This window comes from Paenibacillus sp. FSL P4-0176, from assembly GCF_037975265.1.
GTDB classification, from domain to species: domain Bacteria; phylum Bacillota; class Bacilli; order Paenibacillales; family Paenibacillaceae; genus Paenibacillus; species Paenibacillus amylolyticus.
On sequence record NZ_CP150242.1, the window covers coordinates 3081379 to 3102718 of the forward strand.

General features: G+C 45.9%; 14 protein-coding genes. 9 read left to right on the top strand and 5 right to left on the bottom strand.

The window, feature by feature from the left end; genetic code table 11:
- Positions 1-273 precede the first annotated feature (273 nt).
- Positions 274-5457 (top strand): S-layer homology domain-containing protein, encoded by a 5184-nt coding sequence (locus MKY95_RS14230; protein WP_339199305.1) that lies wholly within the window; start codon positions 274-276, stop codon positions 5455-5457.
- A 192-nt stretch (positions 5458-5649) separates the two neighbouring features.
- Here MKY95_RS14230 and MKY95_RS14235 read toward each other — a convergent pair whose 3' ends face one another.
- On the bottom strand, positions 5650-6210 hold the full coding sequence (locus MKY95_RS14235) for an NAD(P)H oxidoreductase (protein ID WP_036608534.1): 561 nt from the start codon (positions 6208-6210) through the stop codon (positions 5650-5652).
- Between the two features lie 177 nt (positions 6211-6387).
- Here MKY95_RS14235 and MKY95_RS14240 point away from each other — a divergent pair, with 177 nt between their 5' ends.
- From MKY95_RS14240 to MKY95_RS14255, 4 genes are all read left to right on the top strand, one after another.
- Positions 6388-6777, top strand: a complete 390-nt coding sequence (locus MKY95_RS14240) for a winged helix-turn-helix transcriptional regulator (protein WP_280523071.1) — start codon at positions 6388-6390, stop codon at positions 6775-6777.
- 219 nt (positions 6778-6996) lie between these two features.
- Entirely contained in the window at positions 6997-8832 is a 1836-nt protein-coding gene (locus tag MKY95_RS14245; protein WP_076318055.1) for an assimilatory sulfite reductase (NADPH) flavoprotein subunit, read from the top strand.
- Between the two features lie 53 nt (positions 8833-8885).
- The gene (cysI, locus tag MKY95_RS14250; RefSeq protein WP_076318054.1) at positions 8886-10607 is read left to right on the top strand and encodes an assimilatory sulfite reductase (NADPH) hemoprotein subunit; all 1722 of its coding nucleotides are present in this window, start codon (positions 8886-8888) and stop codon (positions 10605-10607) included.
- Between the two features lie 278 nt (positions 10608-10885).
- Complete coding sequence (locus tag MKY95_RS14255; RefSeq protein WP_036608916.1) at positions 10886-11602, top strand: YebC/PmpR family DNA-binding transcriptional regulator; 717 nt, start codon at positions 10886-10888, stop codon at positions 11600-11602.
- Positions 11603-11692: 90 nt separating this feature from the next.
- Here the strand turns inward: MKY95_RS14255 and MKY95_RS14260 are convergent, their stop codons facing one another.
- The 4 genes from MKY95_RS14260 to MKY95_RS14275 form a co-directional block, all read right to left on the bottom strand.
- The gene (locus MKY95_RS14260) at positions 11693-12181 is read right to left on the bottom strand and encodes a DMT family transporter (RefSeq protein WP_076318053.1); all 489 of its coding nucleotides are present in this window, start codon (positions 12179-12181) and stop codon (positions 11693-11695) included.
- 14 nt (positions 12182-12195) lie between these two features.
- Complete coding sequence (locus MKY95_RS14265; RefSeq protein ID WP_076318052.1) at positions 12196-12894, bottom strand: cyclic nucleotide-binding domain-containing protein; 699 nt, start codon at positions 12892-12894, stop codon at positions 12196-12198.
- A gap of 45 nt (positions 12895-12939) precedes the next feature.
- Entirely contained in the window at positions 12940-13365 is a 426-nt protein-coding gene (locus MKY95_RS14270; RefSeq protein ID WP_036608521.1) for a DMT family transporter, read from the bottom strand.
- 524 nt (positions 13366-13889) lie between these two features.
- Positions 13890-14687 (bottom strand): Nif3-like dinuclear metal center hexameric protein, encoded by a 798-nt coding sequence (locus tag MKY95_RS14275; protein WP_076318051.1) that lies wholly within the window; start codon positions 14685-14687, stop codon positions 13890-13892.
- A gap of 159 nt (positions 14688-14846) precedes the next feature.
- Here MKY95_RS14275 and MKY95_RS14280 point away from each other — a divergent pair, with 159 nt between their 5' ends.
- The 4 genes from MKY95_RS14280 (at position 14847) to MKY95_RS14295 (ending at position 21337) form a co-directional block, all read left to right on the top strand.
- Complete coding sequence (locus MKY95_RS14280) at positions 14847-15419, top strand: TetR/AcrR family transcriptional regulator (RefSeq protein WP_017688759.1); 573 nt, start codon at positions 14847-14849, stop codon at positions 15417-15419.
- Positions 15420-15497: 78 nt separating this feature from the next.
- Positions 15498-18620, top strand: coding sequence for an MMPL family transporter (locus MKY95_RS14285; RefSeq protein ID WP_076318050.1), 3123 nt, complete (start codon positions 15498-15500; stop codon positions 18618-18620).
- A 305-nt stretch (positions 18621-18925) separates the two neighbouring features.
- Positions 18926-19516: a biliverdin-producing heme oxygenase gene (locus MKY95_RS14290; RefSeq protein ID WP_076318049.1), complete on the top strand. Its 591-nt coding sequence runs from the start codon at positions 18926-18928 to the stop codon at positions 19514-19516.
- A gap of 243 nt (positions 19517-19759) precedes the next feature.
- Positions 19760-21337, top strand: a complete 1578-nt coding sequence (locus MKY95_RS14295) for a TerB N-terminal domain-containing protein (RefSeq protein WP_076318048.1) — start codon at positions 19760-19762, stop codon at positions 21335-21337.
- The last annotated feature ends 3 nt before the right edge of the window (positions 21338-21340 follow it).

Sequence of the window (21340 nt, forward strand, 5' to 3'; positions counted from 1 at the left end):
TATGTTAAAAACCTGTTTCACTGCATAGGGGCAAAGAAAACACGGTATTCCGTATGGGTATCATTGCACTTAGAAGGGAAGACGGGTCTTTTTTTGCACTCCAATGAAACCGGTTTCATTAAAATAAGGAGGTGGAGAAAAGCTCGTTACTGACCACTGGTTGCTGAGGATAGGCTGAGCAATAACACCGCGCGGATTCAAGAACCATGCTTTCATCTTTCACGCCAAAGGAGAGAATGAACATTGGATAAACTCAGGAAACCCATGATATTTATGTTATCAGCAACACTTGCGCTGTCTTCGGGACCGTTGATGCTGCCGAGTAAGGCGTATGCCGATCTGAGCAGTATACCCGCCACATTGTTGCAGGACGATTTTTCGGATGGGAATTACACGGAATCACCCGCGTGGAACGTAAGCTCAGGCAACTGGGAAGTGTTCGCTGACCCGACAGATGCGTCCAACTTTACGCTTTTCCAGAGCGATACCAATGAAGGCATCATCTCTACTGGAGACTCCATGTCGGACATGACCGTGTCCATGCGCTTTTACACGGGAGCCGGTCAAGGATATCCGGGAATATTGCCGCGGTTTCAGGATAAGAGCAACTATTATTATTTTCAAATGCAGGTACCTAACAACAAATTGGTCTTCAGCAAAAAGGTGAATAACGGCGATACAACGTTGAAAACGGTGGACTATGCGTTTGCCAAAGATACGTGGTACACACTCAAAATAGTGCTGTCGGGTGCCACCATTCGAGGATATATCGCCGAAAATGGCTCCGATCGGTTGGTATTTGATTTAAACGATTCTTCCATTGGGTCAGGTGTTGTTGGCATTCGAAATAAGTGGCAGTCGGTACATATGGATGACGTGATCATTGCCGAGCAACCGGCTGGGAACGATATTCAGCTCTCCATTGCTGAGCAGACGGCGTCTTCGGTTTCACTGCAATGGTCTGAAATCGCGGGTGCATCAGCCTATCGCTTGTACCGTTCCTCTACGCCTGAAGGCGGTTATTCCCTGGTAACCAATACCGGGACTTTGGGACACACGGATGAAGGATTAAGCGGGGATACGGTGTATTATTACAAGATTGCTTATGAATATGGAGGTCTAACCGAGTCATTATGGACTGCTCCTCTGGAAGTTCGGACGATTGCGGCGGCACCACAGGCTCCTGGCGAATTAAAGGCCGAAGCACCTAATGCCACAAGCGTGAAGCTATCTTGGTCCGCTGTGGACAAGTCAACTGGTTATCGCGTGGTTCGGGCCGAAGCTGGAAGTGAGCAATACGAGCAAATCTATGAAGGTAAAGGGCTCACATTCACGGATAATGCACTTGAGCCGGGCACCAGCTACAGCTATCGTGTGACGGCCTATAATGCAGCAGGTGAGTCAGCATTCACTGTTGCAGAAGCCACGACGTACTCCATTGACTCTCCAGCAGAGTTCGCCGCCACAGCTGTGACGGATACATCAATCTCTCTGGGGTGGAATGTCCTGCCTGGATCTGATGTAACATATACCGTGTCCCGTGCAACCAGCGCTACGGGTACATATCAGCAGGTCTATAGTGGCAAAGAAAACACGTATAACGATAGCGGTCTAACGATGGGCACAGGATATTTTTACATCATTCAGGCGACCGTGGACGGTGTAACTTCTCCAGCATCCGCACCGCGTGGTGTTGCGACGATTCGTACAAGCATTACACCGGGGCAATTGTGGCCAGATCTGGACGGGAAGCCGATTGATGCTCATGGGGCTGGCTTTTTCTATGATGAACAGACGGAGACCTATTACTGGTATGGCGAATATCATAAGGGCGGCTGGCCAGCTGTTGGTGTGCGTGTGTATTCATCCAAGGATCTGATGAATTGGAAGGATGAAGGCATGGCTTTAACAACACTTCAATCCATGGATGATTTTGACAATGACCCGTTGATCTCCAAATTGTATGCGGGGCGTGAAGACCGCGTGGATATCTGGGCAGATATCCGCAAAGGACGGATTATTGAACGACCGAAGGTCATCTACAACGACAAAACGAAGAAATATGTGATGTGGGCCCACATGGACGGCGACAAGGACCCCTATAACGATAATGCGAATTACGGTAAGGCGCGGGCCGGTTATGCGATCAGCGACTCTCCAACAGGGCCTTTTGTGTATCAGAAGAGTTACCGGATGGACAGAGCTCCTGAAGGGGAGAAAGATTACTTCCCAAGCGATAAGGGCATGGCACGTGATATGACGTTGTTCAAGGACGATGACGGCACTGGCTATCTGATCTACTCCAGTGAGGAAAACCTGACACTCTATATCTCCAAACTGAATGAAGACTACAGTGACGTAACAGGGTGGCATAAGGAAGGACGAACGGATGACAAAGGCAATCCGGTACGAGATTCCACCTATCAGGCGGAATACGGCGTCGATTACGTGCGTGTGTTCCCGGGAGGGCAACGCGAAGCACCAGCGATGTTCAAGTATCAGGGGAAATATTATATTTTGACTTCCGGAGCTTCTGGCTGGGCCCCTAACGAAAACAAAGTGACGGTGGCGGACAACATCTTTGGCCCGTGGTCAACGCAGACCAATCCGTTCGTGCGCACGTTGCCAACCGATCCTGATCCAGGCAAAGCATTTGGCACACAGACCACTTCCGTCATTCCGGTCGATCCGGAAAAAGGCAAATTCATTTATGTGGGGGATACATGGAATGGTGGCAATTTCTCAAATGACGCTGCAAAATACGTGTTCTTGCCAATTGAGTTTGGAATAGGCTCCGACATCGCGATCAAGTGGTATAACAGCTGGACACCTGATCTGCTGAGTTCGATGGGCAAGGTAGATATTGCTGATCCGTTGCCAGAAGCCGTGGCGTTAGGCAAAGTACCATCCCTGCCAACAACATTGAATGTGCGCGACGGTGGAGCACTGGTATCAACGCCAGCAGTATGGACGATTGATAACCGGGCCATGACGGCAGAGGATTTTGCCAAGCCAGGACCGCTCACATTACAGGTAACGACACCGGAATATAACAACAAAAAGCAGGCAGTTCGCGTAAATGTCATTCCGGAGAATACACTCTATTTCGTGAATAGCGGAGGTTACGAAACGGCTGATTATAGTCTCATGGGTGCTTATATGAAAGGAACGCTTGCGAACCCGGGAACGGCGGACCAGATGTACGCTCCGGCTGAGGGACGTAATTGGGGTTATGTCAGCGCAGATGCACTGGCATCCGGTTCGAATGGCGGGGATATATTCTCGACCGTACGTTATCTGAACGGTGGAAATGTCAGCAATTCCCCTAAAGGCACGGACTTAACCTATACATTTGATGTGCCAAACGGGACATACGATGTATATGCCGGATTCAACGATCCATGGACGAATGCATCGCGCAGAGCGAATTTCCTTATCAATGGCACCAATACGGGTGCAGTCACTTTTACACCGGCCAGTGTGAGAACGCACAAAGGCATTAGTGTGTCGGACAACAAGCTGGAGCTGACCGTACGCAACACGGCATCGCAGGACCCGATGATTAGTTGGATTATGATCGTTAAGCCAGATGCCGCGCCACCTGTCAATGACAGTGCTGGCCTTAATGCTGATGCGTTAGATTCAACGAGCACAACGCTTCACTGGGATGCTCATCTTGGTGCAGCAAGCTACAAACTCTACCGCTCAGATCGTGAAAAAGGTGAGTATAAGGTGGTTTACAGTGGCAATGGACGGAAGTACACGGACAGTGAACTGAACCCCGGCACAGAATATTATTACAAAGTGGAAGCTTTTGATGCGACGGGGCAATCCTTGAGAGGTGTATCTTCCGCTTATCAGGTGCACACGGCTCAGCAGAGCGCTGCCGATGTAGCTACAGGCATCACAGCATTGGAACAGCCTTCGGCAGGTGCGAAAAAACTGAAGTTACCATCCGTACCGCAAGGGTTCACGGTGAAGATCGCTTCCAGTTCGGTACCGTCGGTCATTCAAACCGATGGAACGATTGTCCCACCATCCAAGGAAACAACAGTAACACTGGAGTTGGAAATTACTCGAACTTCTGACGACAGTAGAGCCCTGACTATACCGTTGACAGTGAAGGTGCCAGCATCTGTTCCTTCCCCTGGAGGCACGGACCCTGGTTGGGGTGGCAATTCCGGTGGAAATCCAGGAAATGGTTCTGGTTCATCCAGCAATGGTGGACAATCCGGAAGTGGTAACTCAAGTGCAGAGAATGCGGTACCACAACCTAAACCGGAGAAGGACCGTTCTGTTCTGGAGTTGCAGGGACAGTCTGATCAGAAGGGTGTAGTGCAGTCCAACGTGGATGTTTCAACGATTAAAGATGCTTTTAAAGTTGCCCCCTCAACAGATGCGGGTCAGCGCTTGGTCGAACTTCGGCTGAAGCCGGTTTCGGGAGCAACGGTATATGAAGTATCTCTGCCTGCCTCTGCGTTAATAGATCAGGGCGAGTCACATGTGTTCAACATTGTTACAGAGCTGGGAATGTTGGAGCTTCCCGCGACACTGTTAACAAAAGATATAGTTGGTGATGGGATTGCATCAATCCGATTGGTCAGAACGGAGCTGCCAAAAACAGTCGCAGATCAGCTTGGCACGCAATATGGAGTCCAGCTTGAACTTCAACTGGATGGTCAACCATGGCCATCGGAAAGCGAGTTAATACTTCGTCTGCCTTTCCAATCCTCACAAAATGCTCAGCAGGATCGGATTGTAGCATTTGCCATTGGTGCGAACGGTGTGGCAACCCCATTGCCGCAAAGTTACTACGATCCAAACAGCGGGCAGCTTGTATTTTCTGTAACATCACTCACTGGAAATTATGCTGTTGTGCCTGTGGAGCAGACATTCGCAGATCTTGCAGAAGTGCAGTGGGCCAAGAAAGCAATGGAGGCTTTGGCTGTTAGAGGTGTAATTGATGCTGAGGCAGGCGGTGCTTCCACGCAGTTACATCCAAAAGAGGAGATGACCCGCGGCCAATACATGCAATGGTTGATGACTGCGCTGGGTTTGAATGCTTCTTCCGGGAATGCGTTCTCTGATGTAAACGAAAAGGCTCCGTACTACGAAGCAGTTACAGCTGCACGTTCGCTAGGTGTCACCAGTGGTACCGGTGACGGGCGCTTCTTGCCAGAGTCGACGATCACTCGTCAAGAGATGATGACGTTGACAGTGAGGGCACTTGCGGCGGCTGGACTGGTTGACTCCGAGACGGCTGTAACAGATAACCTTACTCGTTTCCGCGATGCTTCCGAGATTCGCTCCTATGCCCGGGATAGTGTGGCATTACTTGTGTATCTGGGCATCGCTCACGGATACAATGGTGAGGTGAAACCACTTGCCGAAGCGAGCCGAGCTGAATCGGCTACGTTGTTATATGCGATGATGAGCAAACTGGTATGGAAGAAATGATGTTACACCAGAATCGTAGCGTGTGAAAAAGAAGGCTTACTTTAACCTGGAACCCAGGTTGGAGTAAGCCTTCTTGATTGTACGCCCGTCATGGGCGAAAAGTCAGTTACTCAACGAACGAGTAACCTCCTATCGTTTTGCAGTTGTTATCTGTAATGTCTGTGAATTGTTATTTGTAATATTTGTAAATTTTTAATTGTAATGTTTGCCGATTTGATATGCTTGCTCAAGCAAGCCTTCGATATGTTCTTTGGATTCTGAAATGGTTTCATAGAGGAATTCGACTCGGGATTCCTGCATTCTTGCATAACCTGCGATCCCATTATTCAGATAATTGGAAATCATGTTGTAATAGTCGTATTTATGGAATGAAGCCTCCGTTCCTCCAGCTAGTGCAATCCACAGTGCCTTTTTGGAGTTTGCCTTGTTCAGCAGACCCATGTTCCATACCTTGTCCAGATAAGCTTTGAGCATGGAGGGAACGTTGTACCACCAGATCGGGAAAACAAATACAATGGCATCAGCCGCAAGCACACGATCCAGCTCTTTGCGAATCACAGGGGCATGCTGTTTATCGGGATTTTGCCAGTCTCGCTCATCTTCTACACGATATAGGGGATCGAATCCGTCATGATATAGATCGAGGATATCGATTTCATGGGAATTCTCCTGCATACCTTCTATAAAACGATTCATCACGGCAAATGTTAGGGAATCCTGTCTTGGGTGAGTAACGACCAGTTTAACTTTCATGTAGGAGTAACCATCCTTTTTTCTTTTTATTTTGGTTAAACATTCTGACCAATGTTATTATAAGTTTCATGACATCTTCTTGAGAAGTACGCACCTGAGAGTGCTGTAGATACTTTGGGGTTCTTCGGTTACTTTTAATAACGGATATACATATATGTGAATTATGGGGGAGTACAAGTGGAACAAGAAATGAAAAAATATGAGAGTGGTGTGCAGGCGATGCTGGAACTGGTCGGTGGAAAATGGAGGATTCTTATTCTGCATCAGCTGATATCAGGTAAAAAACGAACAAGCGAACTTCGCAGAGCCATTCCTGGCATTACCCAGAAGGTCTTAACCCAGCAGCTGCGTGAACTGGAAAAGAATGAAATCATCCATCGGATCATTCATCCTCAGATTCCGCCCAAGGTAGAGTATGAGCTGACAGAGTACGGCTTGACACTACAGGACATCATTGACCGCATATGTCTATGGGGAGAGAATCACTTGGACAGAGTATACGGAGATAAAAGCAGAGTGCTTGGAGATCATTTTAGTGACTATATTCCACTTTCAACTTCAACTTGAGCTGGCCGCCAAATTAAAATTAAAACAAAAACCGTCCTTGATTTGAAAAGGAGGGTTTTTGTTGTTTTTTGTCCTTTATCAGCGAAACTGATAAATGCTATAAAATCATTGAAATTGACCCTCAACACCCGGTGTGTTAGGTTTTAGAGAGAAGAAATTAAATTAATGTGATGATTTTAGTCGGAATTAAAATCGAAGCAATGCGCGAGGTGGCAAACAGTGGAACTTCAAGTGACAAACAGCCCTTTTAATCAAGAACAAGTTGAACTGCTTAATCGTCTTATTCCTACATTGACCGATGGACAACGTACTTGGTTGAGCGGATATATTGCAGCAATTCAGGCAAGCGCGACAATAACAGCTCCAGATAACCTGGTACAGGCTGCACCAGCTACAGGTATTGCACCTGTCAGTGCTCCGCCAGTATCCCGGGAAGTTACCGTGCTTTTTGGTTCACAAACCGGGAATTCCAGTGGCCTATCGAAAAAGCTGGCCAAGAAACTTGAAGAGCAAGGTCTTCAGGTAACGTTGTCATCGATGGGAGATTTCAAACCGAACGGACTCAAGAAAATTGAAAATCTCCTCATCATCGTCAGTACGCATGGCGAAGGCGAACCACCGGATAATGCGATTCCGCTGCATGAATTCCTGAACAGCAAACGGGCTCCGAAGCTTGAAGGACTTCGTTACTCGGTGTTGGCTCTGGGAGATACCTCCTATGAGTTCTTTTGTCAGACAGGTAAGGACTTCGATAAACGATTGCAGGAATTGGGTGGTACAGCCCTTGTACCGCGTGTGGACTGTGATGTTGATTTTGATGAAGCAGCTGCGGAGTGGATGAATGAAGTACTGGCATCCTTAAGCAGTACATCTGCTGCTGCGAGTACGGTAACCACTGAGGCTGTTACAGCTGCGGTGAGCGGCGGGGAATCCGAATATGATCGCACGAATCCATTCAAGGCTGAAGTGTTGGAGAATCTCAATCTGAATGGCAGAGGATCGGACCGTGAAACACGCCACATTGAGTTGTCTTTGGAAGGCTCCAGCCTGGATTACGAGCCAGGTGACAGCCTTGGGGTATTCCCTGAGAATCATCCGCGTCTTGTAGATGAATTGATTGCAGCCATGGGATGGAATGCCGATGAACGCGTGACCGTGAGTAAAAACGGCGATCAGGCATCTGTGCACGAAGCGTTGCTGCGTTATTTTGAAATTACAGCTGTGACGAAACCGGTCGTGGAACAACTTGCGAAACTGAATCCTGGGAGTGGCCTGACAGCGTTACTCGCAGATGGTTCCGAATTCCGCACGGTCATGAATAGCTGTGATCTGCTGGATCTGGTTCAGGATTATAATCTGAAAGGGATTCCTGCCGGAGAATTTGTAGCTGCTCTTCGCAAAATTCCCGCACGTCTGTACTCCATAGCGAGTAGTTCGAAGTCTTTCCCGGATGAGGTTCATCTTACTGTTCGCTCGGTACGTTATGAAGCGCGTGGCAGAGAACGTTACGGTGTATGCTCGGTACATCTGGCTGAACGAATCGAAGCTGGCGACACCTTGCCTGTATATATACAGCATAACCCGAATTTTAAGCTGCCTGAGAACCCGGATACACCGATCATCATGGTTGGCCCAGGTACAGGTGTGGCGCCGTTCAGATCTTTCCTTGGTGAGCGTGAAGAAACAGGAGCAGAGGGCAAGACCTGGCTGTTCTACGGAGATCAGCATTTCGCCACGGACTTCTTGTACCAGACGGAATGGCAACGTTGGCTCAAAGATGGTGTGCTCACGAAGATGGATGTAGCCTTTTCACGTGATACGGAACAGAAAGTGTATGTACAACATCGCATGCTGGAACACAGCAAAGAACTGTATCAGTGGCTTCAGGAAGGTGCAAGCGTATATATCTGTGGTGACGAGAAAAAAATGGCACATGATGTGCATGCTGCGCTCACCACGATTCTTGAACAAGAAGGCGGTTTATCGCCTGAGCAGGCATCGGAATATCTGACACGGTTACAGCAGGAGAAACGTTATCAGCGGGACGTCTATTAATCACCGGCCCAGCCGGATTGCACCATCCCGCAGAGACGAGAGGAGAAAGCAGCATGGTTTATAATAACTTACTTAACCCACAGCGCACGAATAGCGATGTGGAAGATATAAAGATCAAAAGTGATTACTTGCGCGGAAGTCTGACCGAAACGTTGGCTGATCGTATCACGGGGGCTATTCCAGAGGACGACAACCGTCTGATGAAACACCACGGTAGTTATATGCAGGATGACCGTGACCTGCGTAACGAGCGTCACAAATCCAAGCTGGAGCCTGCATACCAATTCATGTTACGTGTGCGTGCTTCCGGTGGGATTGTAACCCCGGAGCAGTGGTTGATGATGGATCGGGTAGCGCATAAATATGCGAATGAGACGATTCGTCTGACTACACGTCAGTCTTTCCAACTGCATGGCGTACTGAAGTGGGATCTTAAAAACACCATTCGCGAAGTGAACGATTCGTTGTTAAGCACACTGGCTGCATGTGGTGACGTAAACCGTAACGTGATGTGTAACCCGAATCCGAATCAATCTGATGTGCATGCTGAAGTGTATGAGTGGGCATGTCAGGTGAGCAATCATTTGGACCCTCGGACCCGGGCTTATCATGAGCTGTGGCTGGACGGAGAGAAAGTGGTTGATTCCCAGGACTCGGACGAAGAAGTTGAACCAATCTATGGCAAAGTGTATTTGCCACGGAAGTTCAAAATCGGTATTGCTGTACCACCATCCAATGATGTGGACGTCTATTCACAGGATCTTGGCTTTATTGCTATTGTGGAGAACGGCAAGTTGCAAGGCTTCAACGTTTCCGTTGGTGGTGGCATGGGGATGTCTCATGGTGACGCCAAAACCTATCCTCAGGTGTCCAAAGTCATTGGTTTCTGTACGCCGGAGCAAATGATTGATGTGGCAGAGAAAACAGTTATGATTCAGCGTGATTATGGAGATCGTGCAGTTCGTAAACATGCTCGTTTCAAATATACGCTGGATGATCGTGGTGTGGAGTGGTTTGTCGAAGAGCTGACCACCCGTCTGGGATGGAAACTGGATGCGGCACGTCCATATCATTTTGAGACTAACGGAGATCGATATGGTTGGGTAAAAGGTAATAATGGTAGATGGCACTACACGCTGTTCATTCAGAATGGTCGTGTAAAGGATGTTGATGGATATCCTCTCATGACGGGTTTACGTGAAATTGCCAAAGTGCATACGGGTGATTTCCGTCTGACTGCAAACCAGAATCTGATCATCGGTAATATTAGCAGCCAGAAAAAGAAAAAGATTGAAGCGCTGATTCAGCAATACAATCTGACCGATGGTGCACATTACTCTGCGCTACGCAGAAGCTCGATGGCTTGTGTTTCGCTTCCAACTTGCGGCCTTGCAATGGCTGAGTCCGAACGTTACTTGCCGTCCCTAATCGATAAACTGGAGCCTGTACTCGACGAAGCTGGGCTGAGAGACAAAGAGATTGTCATTCGGATGACCGGATGCCCGAACGGATGCGCAAGACCGATGCTGGCAGAGATTTCATTTATCGGTAAAGCACCTGGGAAATACAATATGTATCTCGGTGGCAGCTTCACCGGACATCGCTTGAATAAGCTGTACAAAGAAAACATTGGTGAAACTGAGATTCTGGACACGTTAACTCCAATGGTGAATCAGTATGCCAAAGAGCGCAACGAAGGGGAACATTTCGGAGACTTTGTCATTCGTGCGGGTTATGTTCCTGAAGTGTTGGATGGTCGACAATTTCACGCTTAATTGACCGAGTAAGATAACTGAAATTAGGACTGATTTAGGGCGGAAGCATTCCTTTATGGGGTGCTTCTTGTCTGCTATATATGGAGTGAATAGAGGTAACGTTAGTTGCTGCTGAGAGATTTATAAGAGGATAAACTGAGGTTAATCTTCAAATGGAGATGGATAATCACCGCAGTTATTCCCATTATTTCGTGTGTATTAACTTGTTGAAGTACGCTCAACAAGATATAATGGCATAGTAGAAAGCAGATTACATGTTGAAAGTGAGCGGAAACGATATGGGTCGTAAGTGGAATAATATCAAGGAAAAGAAAGCTTCAAAAGATGCAAACACGAGCCGGGTCTACGCTAAATTCGGCGTTGAGATCTATGTAGCTGCCAAGAAGGGCGAACCCGACCCGGAAGCGAACCGTGCACTGAAAGTCGTGCTGGAACGTGCCAAAACGTATAATGTACCCAAAGCCATCATTGATCGTGCGATGGAAAAAGCAAAAGGCAGCGGGGATGAGAATTATGAAGAGCTGCGTTATGAAGGCTTCGGACCGAATGGTGCGATGGTCATCGTTGATGCACTCACCAACAATGTAAATCGTACAGCGCCGGAAGTGCGCTCTGCGTTTAACAAAAACGCTGGCAACATGGGTGTCAGTGGTTCTGTTGCTTACATGTTTGATCCAACAGCGGTTATCGGTATAGAAGGCAAAAACTCCGAGGAAGTACTGGAACTTTTGCTTGAAGCAGATGTGGATGTACGTGATATCGTGGACGAAGACGATGCTGTAATTGTATATGCAGAACCGGATCAATTCCACGCTGTACAAGAAGCATTCAAAGCTGCTGGTATTACTGAGTTCACAGTAGCCGAGCTGACCATGCTTGCGCAAAACCATATTGAACTTCCAGAGGATGCACAAGCTCAGTTCGAGAAACTGATTGATGCGCTTGAAGACCTTGAAGATGTTCAGCAGGTCTACCATAACGTAGAGTTCGTTTAAAAGAACGAGGCGATACGTGGTGGTTTGATTGCATAAAAAGAGTGTCTGACCAATCTGCGGGATTGGACGGACACTCTTTTTTTTGTTCGTTTATGAGTCAGACTGAAGTTTTCCAGGGGACTGCTCTGATTTTTCCGATTTACTTCCACCGAACTTGAACAACACAATTCCCCCAACAATGACAAGTACACCGAGCAGCTGATTCCACGAAAAAGGAATTTGCTCCAGACCGAGCCATCCCATGGAATCAAACAATAGAGCAAAGCTCAGTTGGGATGTTAGCACGATCGAGATGGCATATGTGGGACCAAGTAGCTTCATCCCTTGCACGAGACAGAAGACCACGCCAACGCCGATGGCTCCACTGAGCCAGTACCAGGGCTGCATATGCTGGAAGCTGAATGTATTTTTGCCCTCGACTAGCAGAGAGATGAGGAAAGAAGCAATAAACCCGGTGAAAAGCACCATCGTTGTTGTGGACCATGAACCGGTACGTTCATTGACTTTGCTATTAAAAATCGTCTGCAGACTGACAAGTGCACCTGCCATTAGTGCAAGCGAAATACCTGTGATTAACATGGTTGTCGAACTCCTTATTCATAAATATTGTGAGCTGCTATTTCCCTTAGACCCGCTCGATCCTTGATCATAATCAATCCCTGATGTCGTTCAATTAACCCGTCTGCACAGAGCTTCTGGATGACCCGGTTCAGGTGTCGGTAACTGGTGCCGATCAGATTCGCGATGTCGGTCAGATTGAACGCGTCCAGCTCTTCATGAACGACGTTGCCCGCTTCTTCTGTTGAGATGGAGAGCAGGTAGCTGACTAGACGAACCTCAACGGGATACATCAGGTTGAAATTGGAAAAGTTCGAGTCAATGTAGAATTTGTGTGAGATGATTTTGAGCAAAAATTTAAGCAAAGGTGCATAATCGCTGGCAAGCTCAGCGAGCCATTGATAATGAATGCGAAGCATCACCACAGGTGACACGGCCTGAACCGTATTAACAATATCGCTTTCACGGACATACTCTATGTCACCGACAACTTCAAGCGGTGTTTTGAAACAAAGCACCAACGTTTTGTCCTGTGCGGAGGTGGTGAAAATCTTGATTTTACCTTCGACCAGTACGTACAAATATTCGGAAGTTTCCCCTTCACGACAGATCAATTCACACTTCTCGAAATGGCATAACGTCATATGTGTACGCAGGGGCTCGTGAAATACAGTTTCGAGTTGATATTGCTTCAGATATTGTATTAATTGTTGCTCGTTATGGATCTCTTGCACGCTGTTATTCACCCCCGACGATATGTTTCAATCCTTTTTCAAAAACTATAGTTTCATAATAATGACACCAGTCACCATTAAGGCAATGCCCAGAAATTGCGGCAGTTTCATCTTTTGTTTCACCACGCCGAACCATCCGTTACTATCCACCAGAAAAGTCAGGAACAGCTGAGCAATGAGCAGAGCCGAGATCGTGAATGTAACCCCAATTTGCTGAATGGCCGTCACTTCGCTGAAAATAATGACGGCGCCAAAAGCACCTCCAGCCAAGTACATAGGTTTTACTTGTTTGAGTCCTTGAAGGTTGGTGTCTCTAACAAACATTAGTATCAGCGCCGCTAAGATGAATCCCGTCAGTTGTGTAATCGTAGCGGCCTGCCATGTGCCCATGTCGGTGCTAATCCGAGTATTGGCAACACCTTGGAGCGTGATACACGCGCCGCCCAGTAATGCAAAAATAATTCCTCTCATATGTACGCTCCTTATTCAATCACTTCGACTTCTATTATTAAATGATAAATTGACTCTGAACGCCAAGGACAAATGTCCTGAGCTTTGAAGTCACAGCATTTAGAGTACAATAAAGAACTCGGGAAATCCAGATGGGGTATTAAAAGATGCGTGGCATATGTGCTCAGTACTCATTTTTCATCATAATCTAACGAACCAGTGACACCTTATTGTACTGATTCAATTGAATTGAGAAATCTAACAAATCTCAGCGACGTTAAATGGGCTTTGTCGGGTAGAAAGTGGCTATAAAACAGGGGGAATGGAGGGATAGGGTGTCTACGATTCGTTACTTTTGAAAATCAGCAAATATTCGCTAAATAGAGTGTGTCAGGTTCGTTAGTTATCCAAGAAATGAAACGAGAGTCTGCCCAGCGTCCCCGGAGCATAGTAAGTATCCAAAACTCCGGGGTAGGATAGGTAATGAGATTAGAAGCAATGCAATCAGCTAGAAGATCCTCTCCGTACACATCAAATTCATATCATTAGATCACAGTATACAAAGGCTTCTCGCCTACAAAACGAACAGACAATTCGGGAAAACGTTCTGCCAACCTGTCTGCCAATAGCTTCATTCCCGGAGCCTCGCTCTCTGCATGCCCCATCATGATCAGTGCCTTGGACTTGCCCTGTTGCACGGCATCACGGATATATTCCGGTGTCTCCCATTCGAATCCTTCTCCAGCAATGATGAGGTCCACTTGCTCGTTCTGAATCAAGGGAATCGTCACATGTCCATTACCACGAAAACCTACCAGTACCGCTGCGCGTCTACAGACTATTTCCGCATTGCCTACAACGCGTACATAATCGATGCCTAGGGAACTTTTCACATGGTGAGCAATAGCTTCAACGGTGCTTCCTTCCGGAAAAAAAAGAATGTCTGCTTCCGCTAGTCGTTGCTCCACATAAGAGGACCATCCCAAGGCCTGAATCAGTCCTTCGGTAATGCCATCCGGTTGGAAGCGGTGGATGATATCATGACATCGATAGATGGAAATGCCTGCATCGTCGATCAACTTTCTTTTGTCCACATAAACCGAATCATTTGCAAGCCAATCCGTATGACTGTGATGGTTGTAAAACGGAGATTCATGCGCAATGATCAAGTTCGCCCCACGCTGTATGGCATGTTCAATGACATGTTGAGTGGGCATAAAAGTAACAAACACACCTGTGACCGTTTGGTCGGACGAGCCAGTAATCAGCCGATCTACCGTGTTCTCCGGTAACTCTACATGGGCTGTGAGATACTGTATAATGTCTTGAATGGTTATATTCATGAACATAAGTCCTCCCAAATAATAGATTTTATAGTTATTGTATCATTTTGAAGAATAAACAGTAGAATAGAAAGGTCTTGCTTGAAGTGACAAAAGGAGTTATACTAATCAAACATAACGGAATGAACGTTCATTCCTATGTAAAGGAGGGGTAGCCACATGGCTAAAAGCAGCAAAAAAGATGATATTTTTGCAGCTGCTTTAACGCTTTTTGCTCAGCGGGGATTCGATGCAACAACCATGCCGATGATTGCCGATTCGGCTCAGGTGGGAGCAGGAACTATTTACCGTTATTTCACGAACAAGGAAGTATTGTTGAATGAACTTTTTCAGAAAAGTATCAGGGAGTTTCTTGATGCCTTAAAACAGGGATTTCCGAATGAGCCGATACCTGTACGTGACCAGTTTCATCATATTTTTCGTGGATTGTTCAAGTTCGCAGAGTCCGACCCGGATCGCTTAAAGTTTATTAATTCTACGGGTAATGCATTGCATTTTCACGATGAAAGCAAGGAAAGTGTCAATGAATTTATGGGGTTTCTGAATGAATGCATACATAAGGGGCAGCAGCAAGGAGCCATTCTTATACTGCCTACAGAAGCTTTAATGAATATAGTCTACGGTGCTTTCATACATTTGTTTGAACACTTTAACAAAGGTCTCCTGGAAGCGACGCCGGAGTTAATGAACCAGCTTGAGGAGTGCCTGTGGAATGCCATTAGAGTCCATTGATTCTATTGGCCTTTTTTACAACATAAACGGAATGAATATTCATTCCTATACTAGACATAAGGTGTGTGAAGATAAATCATGAATAAACTTAGGAATCCCAGAACGATTTCCCTGATTTTTTGGATACTCATTACTCTCGTATCTGTAGTGGCGATGCCTGATTTTGGTCAACTGGTAAAAGAAAAAGGACAGATTTCAATTCCTGAAACGGCACAAAGCCAGGTTGCTGCGACTATGTTGAAAGATATGGATAAGGATAGCGGGAATACTTATTCCATCATTGCTGTATTTAATAGTGGAGAAGATACACAAGCATTAACGAACCAGCAAAAGACGGAGATCGAATCCGTTTTATCCAACCTGAAAAATCAGAAAAAGCAACTGAATATTGAGACGATCACAAGCCATCTGGATGGTGAAGAGCAAGCTGATCGGCTTATATCCGAGGACCGAACCACGATCCTGACTCAAATCACCGTCACTAAAGATGAGAATATTCCTCTTTCGGAAGTGATTAGTCTATTAAAAGAATCTACAGCCATCCCTGATGTGGATACATATCTGACGGGAGCTGACCTGATCGATGATGATTTTGGTAAATCGATTGAAGACGGTGTGCAGAAAACAGAAATTATCGCGATCATTTTCATCCTCGTTATCCTGATCATTATTTTTAGATCGCCGATCATACCTGTTATTTCACTGCTCACGGTAGGTATATCTTACGTTGTTTCATTAGCTATTGTGGGATATCTTGTAGATTGGTTTAACTTTCCGTTCTCGAACTTTACTCAGATATTTATGGTCGTTATCCTCTTTGGTATTGGTACGGATTATAATATCCTGTTATATACCAGATTCAAGGAGGAACTAAGTAGACAAGATGGCGATGTGATTCTTGCGACCAAAACGACATTTAAAACAGCAGGCAGAACCGTATTGTATAGCGGCATCGCTGTATTCATCGGGTTTCTTTCACTCCTGCTTGCCAAGTTTCAGTTATATCAGGCAACCTCTGCGGTGGCGATCGCAGTAGCGGTTCTCATTATCGTCCTCAATACGTTGAACCCGTTCTTCATGGTTGTCATGGGCAAAAAAATGTTCTGGCCATCGAAAAAATTCGAAGGTCATGCGGACAGCCGACTGTGGGGATTTTTATCCCGTCAATCGGTACGAAGACCTTTCCTGGCAATCATTCTGGTTGCGGTGATTAGTGTTCCTTTATTATTCAGTTACAGTAATCGACTAAGTTATAATGACCTGTTTGAAGTCAATAATGACTACAATTCCAAACAGGGGATTAATCTGATTATGGAGCATTATGCACCAGGATTCTCAGCGCCAACAACATTGGTTGTGCAATCCGAGCAGGCAATGGACAATCAGACATTGCTGAAGGCACTGGATGATCTAACGGATAAGATGTCCAAGGTGGAAGGTGTCTCTGAGGTTTACAGTGTCACTCGACCAACTGGAGTCCAAATTAAAGAGTTGTATATTAACGATCAAGCAGAGGAGCTTAATCAGGGTATTGGTAAAGCAAACGATGGTGTGGGCGAAATTAAGGAAGGTTTGTCCTCTGCAGCTGGACAGCTTCAGTCATCAAATGATTTAAGTAACGTACAGCTGTTGATTGACGGGACAAGCCGGTTGCAAGTTGGAGTAAATGCATTGGGAGACGCCATGAATCAGGTATCTGATGGGCTGAATAATGGGAAAGATGGGGCAGAGACGTTGAAAAACGGACTTACTACCCTTAAAGAAAAGGTTGGAGTCCTGTCTAAAGGTGCCAGTGATCTGCAAAAAGGGTATACGCAACTTGAACAGGGATTTGGTTCCTTCCGTGGTACTTTCACAAGCATCAAGACAGCTATTAAGGGAGCGCTTGATGCCTATGCTCAGATCGAAGGCAGCATGACCCGTCTAATTGCGAATCACCCTGAGTTACAACAAGAAGAAGATGCTCTAAAAGTGATTGGTATTTCGCAAGCGGCTCAAACTGAACTGAACGCGTTATACACACAGTTGGACCCGTTGATGCAGCAGTACAATGGAGCTATGGTTTCTTTCAAGGAAGCCAACGAGTCAATGGCTCAAATTAGTGGCGGTCTGACTCAGGTTGCTGTAGGTGTCGGTCAGCTTGAAGACGGTGCTGGTGAGCTATCCAAAGGTTTGGCCACTGGAGCCAATGGAACCAAGCAGATAGCGGGTAAAACATTGGAAGTGAAAGATGGGCTGGGTCAGATTAATGAAGGACAGAGTCAGTTGTTAAGCGGCCTGAACGATTTGCAGGACAAAATGGGTGAGTTGAAATCCGGATTGACCGAAAGTACAAAAGGACTCTCAGATGTGTCGAAGGGTCTTGGTGATGCCGAAGATTATTTGGGTCATCTTGGCCAGTCTGATGCTGCGAAAAGCTTCTACATTCCAGAAGAAGTATTAAAAGGAGAAGAGTTTCTAAGTTCGCTCGACATGTATATGTCTTCGGATCGGAAGACAGCGGAAATCACCATCATTTTGACCGACAATCCTTATTCGAAAGAAGCGATGGATGTTGTTCAAAATCTTAAAAAGCAGTTGGAAACGGCTTTGGTTGGCACGGATTTGAGTGAGGCGAAAGTGGCACTGGGCGGCATACCGTCACAGAACCTGGATATGAAAGAATTATCCGGAGGTGATCTGAATCGGACGTCCATGATCATGCTGATTGGAATTGGATTGATACTTTTGTTCATTATTCGTTCGTTTTGGCAGACTGTAATCATTATAGGTGCGTTATTCCTGACGTATTATGTGGCCCTTGGTCTGAATGAATTGCTGATGGTTGGCCCGCTTGGCGTTGACTATCTGAGCTGGAACGTTCCTTTCTTCAGTCTGATCATGATTGTTACACTTGGTGTGGACTACAGTATCTTCCTCATGATGAAATCTCGTGAGATTGAAGGAGATCCAATTCATAAAATTACGGAAGCTTCCCGTAATATAGGAGGGGTCGTGATCTCGGCGGCAGTAATATTGGGAGGTACCTTCGCCGCACTAATTCCTTCCGGTGTTGTTACACTGATTGAAGTAGCTATTTCTGTCATCATCGGATTGGTTTTGCTAAGTTTTGTCATGCTTCCAATCTTGCTTCCGGCTCTAATCAGTCTATTACACAAGTTAAAAAACTGGGGTTCGGGGTCCGATCCCACAAGCAAATAAATAAATAAATCATCTTTATATCAAACGATTCCTGACAAACATGACGTCAGGGGTCGTTTTTTATTTTTTTATCCTATGAATTATAACTAGTTATCATAACAATGCGGGAAATAATCTAACGTGAAACAATGACGGATTCATATAGTTTTCTCAAACAAGAATAAGTATACTTACATAGAGCCTTGTTTGTATTAAATGGAGCTGATTGCAGCGCAAGTAGTTCTATTTTAAGGCGCAATGAGAATCAGTTGAGGATCAGCGTTCATTTGCAACAATAGAACAGATTGTGAAAGGGGATAACTAAGATGACTGCAACAACTATTATGGAACGTCTGAAGAGCGAGACAGCTCATTATCACAGACAAGTAGAACAGAACCCTTATGCAAAAGCCATTATGAATCAAACTGTGACTATAGAAGAATATAGAACATATTTAGAGAAATTTTATGGATTCCTGAAACCACTGGAAGATCAGGCTGTACAACAGCCTTTCTGGGGAAGTACGGGATTGGATATCGAGATTAGAGGCAAGGCTGGACTGTTGGAGAAAGATTTACGAAATCTGGGTGCCAGTGAAGAAGAGATCAGCCAACTTCCGCTCTGTGAAGAACTGCCGGATATTTCAACACCTGCCCGTTTGTTTGGATACCTGTATGTAATTGAGGGGTCCACGAACGGTGGACAGATCATGACCAAGCGTTTGTCGCAGTTCCTGCCCATTGAAGCTGATCGTGGATTGGAATATTTCAATGCTTACGGCTCTGAGACAAGAACAAGATGGAGCGAGTTTACAGGTTTGCTGCAGCAGTCCATCAGCACTCCAGAAGATCATGACAACATGGTACACAGTGCATCAGAGACATTCCGACTATTAGATCAATGGATTAATACGTAGGGCGGACTTTTTTTCATATATTAAAAGGAACCTATCTATATAAGTTGAAATAATACATTTACACCTAACGGAGAGGACAGAAAAAAGTTAAATAGACATGATGAAAAGAGGGCAGGAATGCCTTCTTTTTTGTGTCCAGGAATGTCTAAATTTCGTCACCGCAGACACAGGACAAGTGATATAATGATCCCTATGGATACACTTGTTCGTATTCTGTCTTGGAGGAGGGTGAGATAACGTTCTATGAAAGACAACTCAAGACAATTGGAATTTATGGAGATAGATCTGAGTGAAGAACCTGAAACAGCAGCAGTTCCGGTTCCTGATCGTTCAACCATTATGCAGTCTGCACATGATACGATGCAGCATCGTGGAGGCATATTGTCCTCGGAGAAACGTTTTGTAGAAGAAGCAAAGCAGTGGGCAGAGATGGAGGGGGATGTTTCCCCATGGGTTCCCTTTATGAGTTACTGGCCAACGTATGGCGTGATGAACGAAGCCCAGCGCAAGTGGTATATGTTTTGGAGGAAGGAAGTACGTGAGGGGAGATATCCGGATACCGATCTGTCTTATCTATTTGTTCATATTTACGAGTTAATTAACGGCATTGGCTGGCAGAATCCTCAGGATGGTTATGATCAATTGAAGCAGCTATGGGTGAACTACCGTGAACGGTTGCCCCAATTAAATATATATATGCAAGAGTGGATGGTCGATTATGTGCTGGTCCATCAGATGGAGATGTCCTTATCCGAGGTTATGGGCCTTTCGGGCGGATACCTGCCAGCAGAGATGCTGGATAGGGAGCTGCAACGTATTTTACAGGATAATGAATCGGATATATCGCTGAATATGCTGCAAAGATACTATGATTACGATATTACGCTCAGTAAATTCTACAGAGATGGCGGCAAAGAAGTGATGGAGCAGTACATCCCGCGGGTCATGGCCTTGGTTGATTCGTACCTGGAACGTACGCGACAAGTTGGACTGTTGCCTGAGTGTGATCCTAACGATGAACGCACGATGGAGCGCATTCTGTTTCGCAAAGCAGTCTATGATGATTCGATTTATGGAAGATCGGTATCGTTCAGATATATGCCCATAGGTGAACAGGCTGAATTTGTGCAGATGGTTACGCGGATCTATCGATGTACTGAAAATAAACTTCGTGAACTGCTCGGATTCAGAGGCCGATTGCGAGGACAGACTCTTGATCCCGAACTTGCAAATCTGATTGAACGTTACCTGGACAAAACATATGCGACCGAGCAGGCGGAGTCTGTGGAACAACCGATGATTCGGATTGACACAGAGAAATTAGCATCGTTACAACAGGAAAGTGAGTACGTGCGATTGGCGCTTACGATTGAGGATGATCACCCTTCTGAAGTGAAGGATGAAGAGGTTAACAGTGCAAATGTTGCAAGTAATCCAGTAGATGTACTGGAAGCAAGGAATGAGATCACTCCAACTGAAGGTTCCATGGAGTCGGAGCCATCTGCAGTAGAGATTGCAACAGGAGCGCAAGTAGAATCGATTAGGTTGCAGTGGGACGAGTCTGCTGAGGCTGATCTGGATGAAGAATGGCTGCTCTTTGCCAAGGAACTCTCCCCTCAGCAGGTACAAACGATTCATGTTCTACTTGGCGCAAATCCTGATACAGAGCTGATGCGTCTGGCTGAGCAATATGGAACGATGCCTGCGCTTCTGCTGGATGAAATTAATGATGTGGCTATGGAAACGATCGGTGATCTTCTGATTGATGGTGATCGGATTGTTCCTGATTATATAGATGTGTTCGAACATGTGAAGAGGTGATAC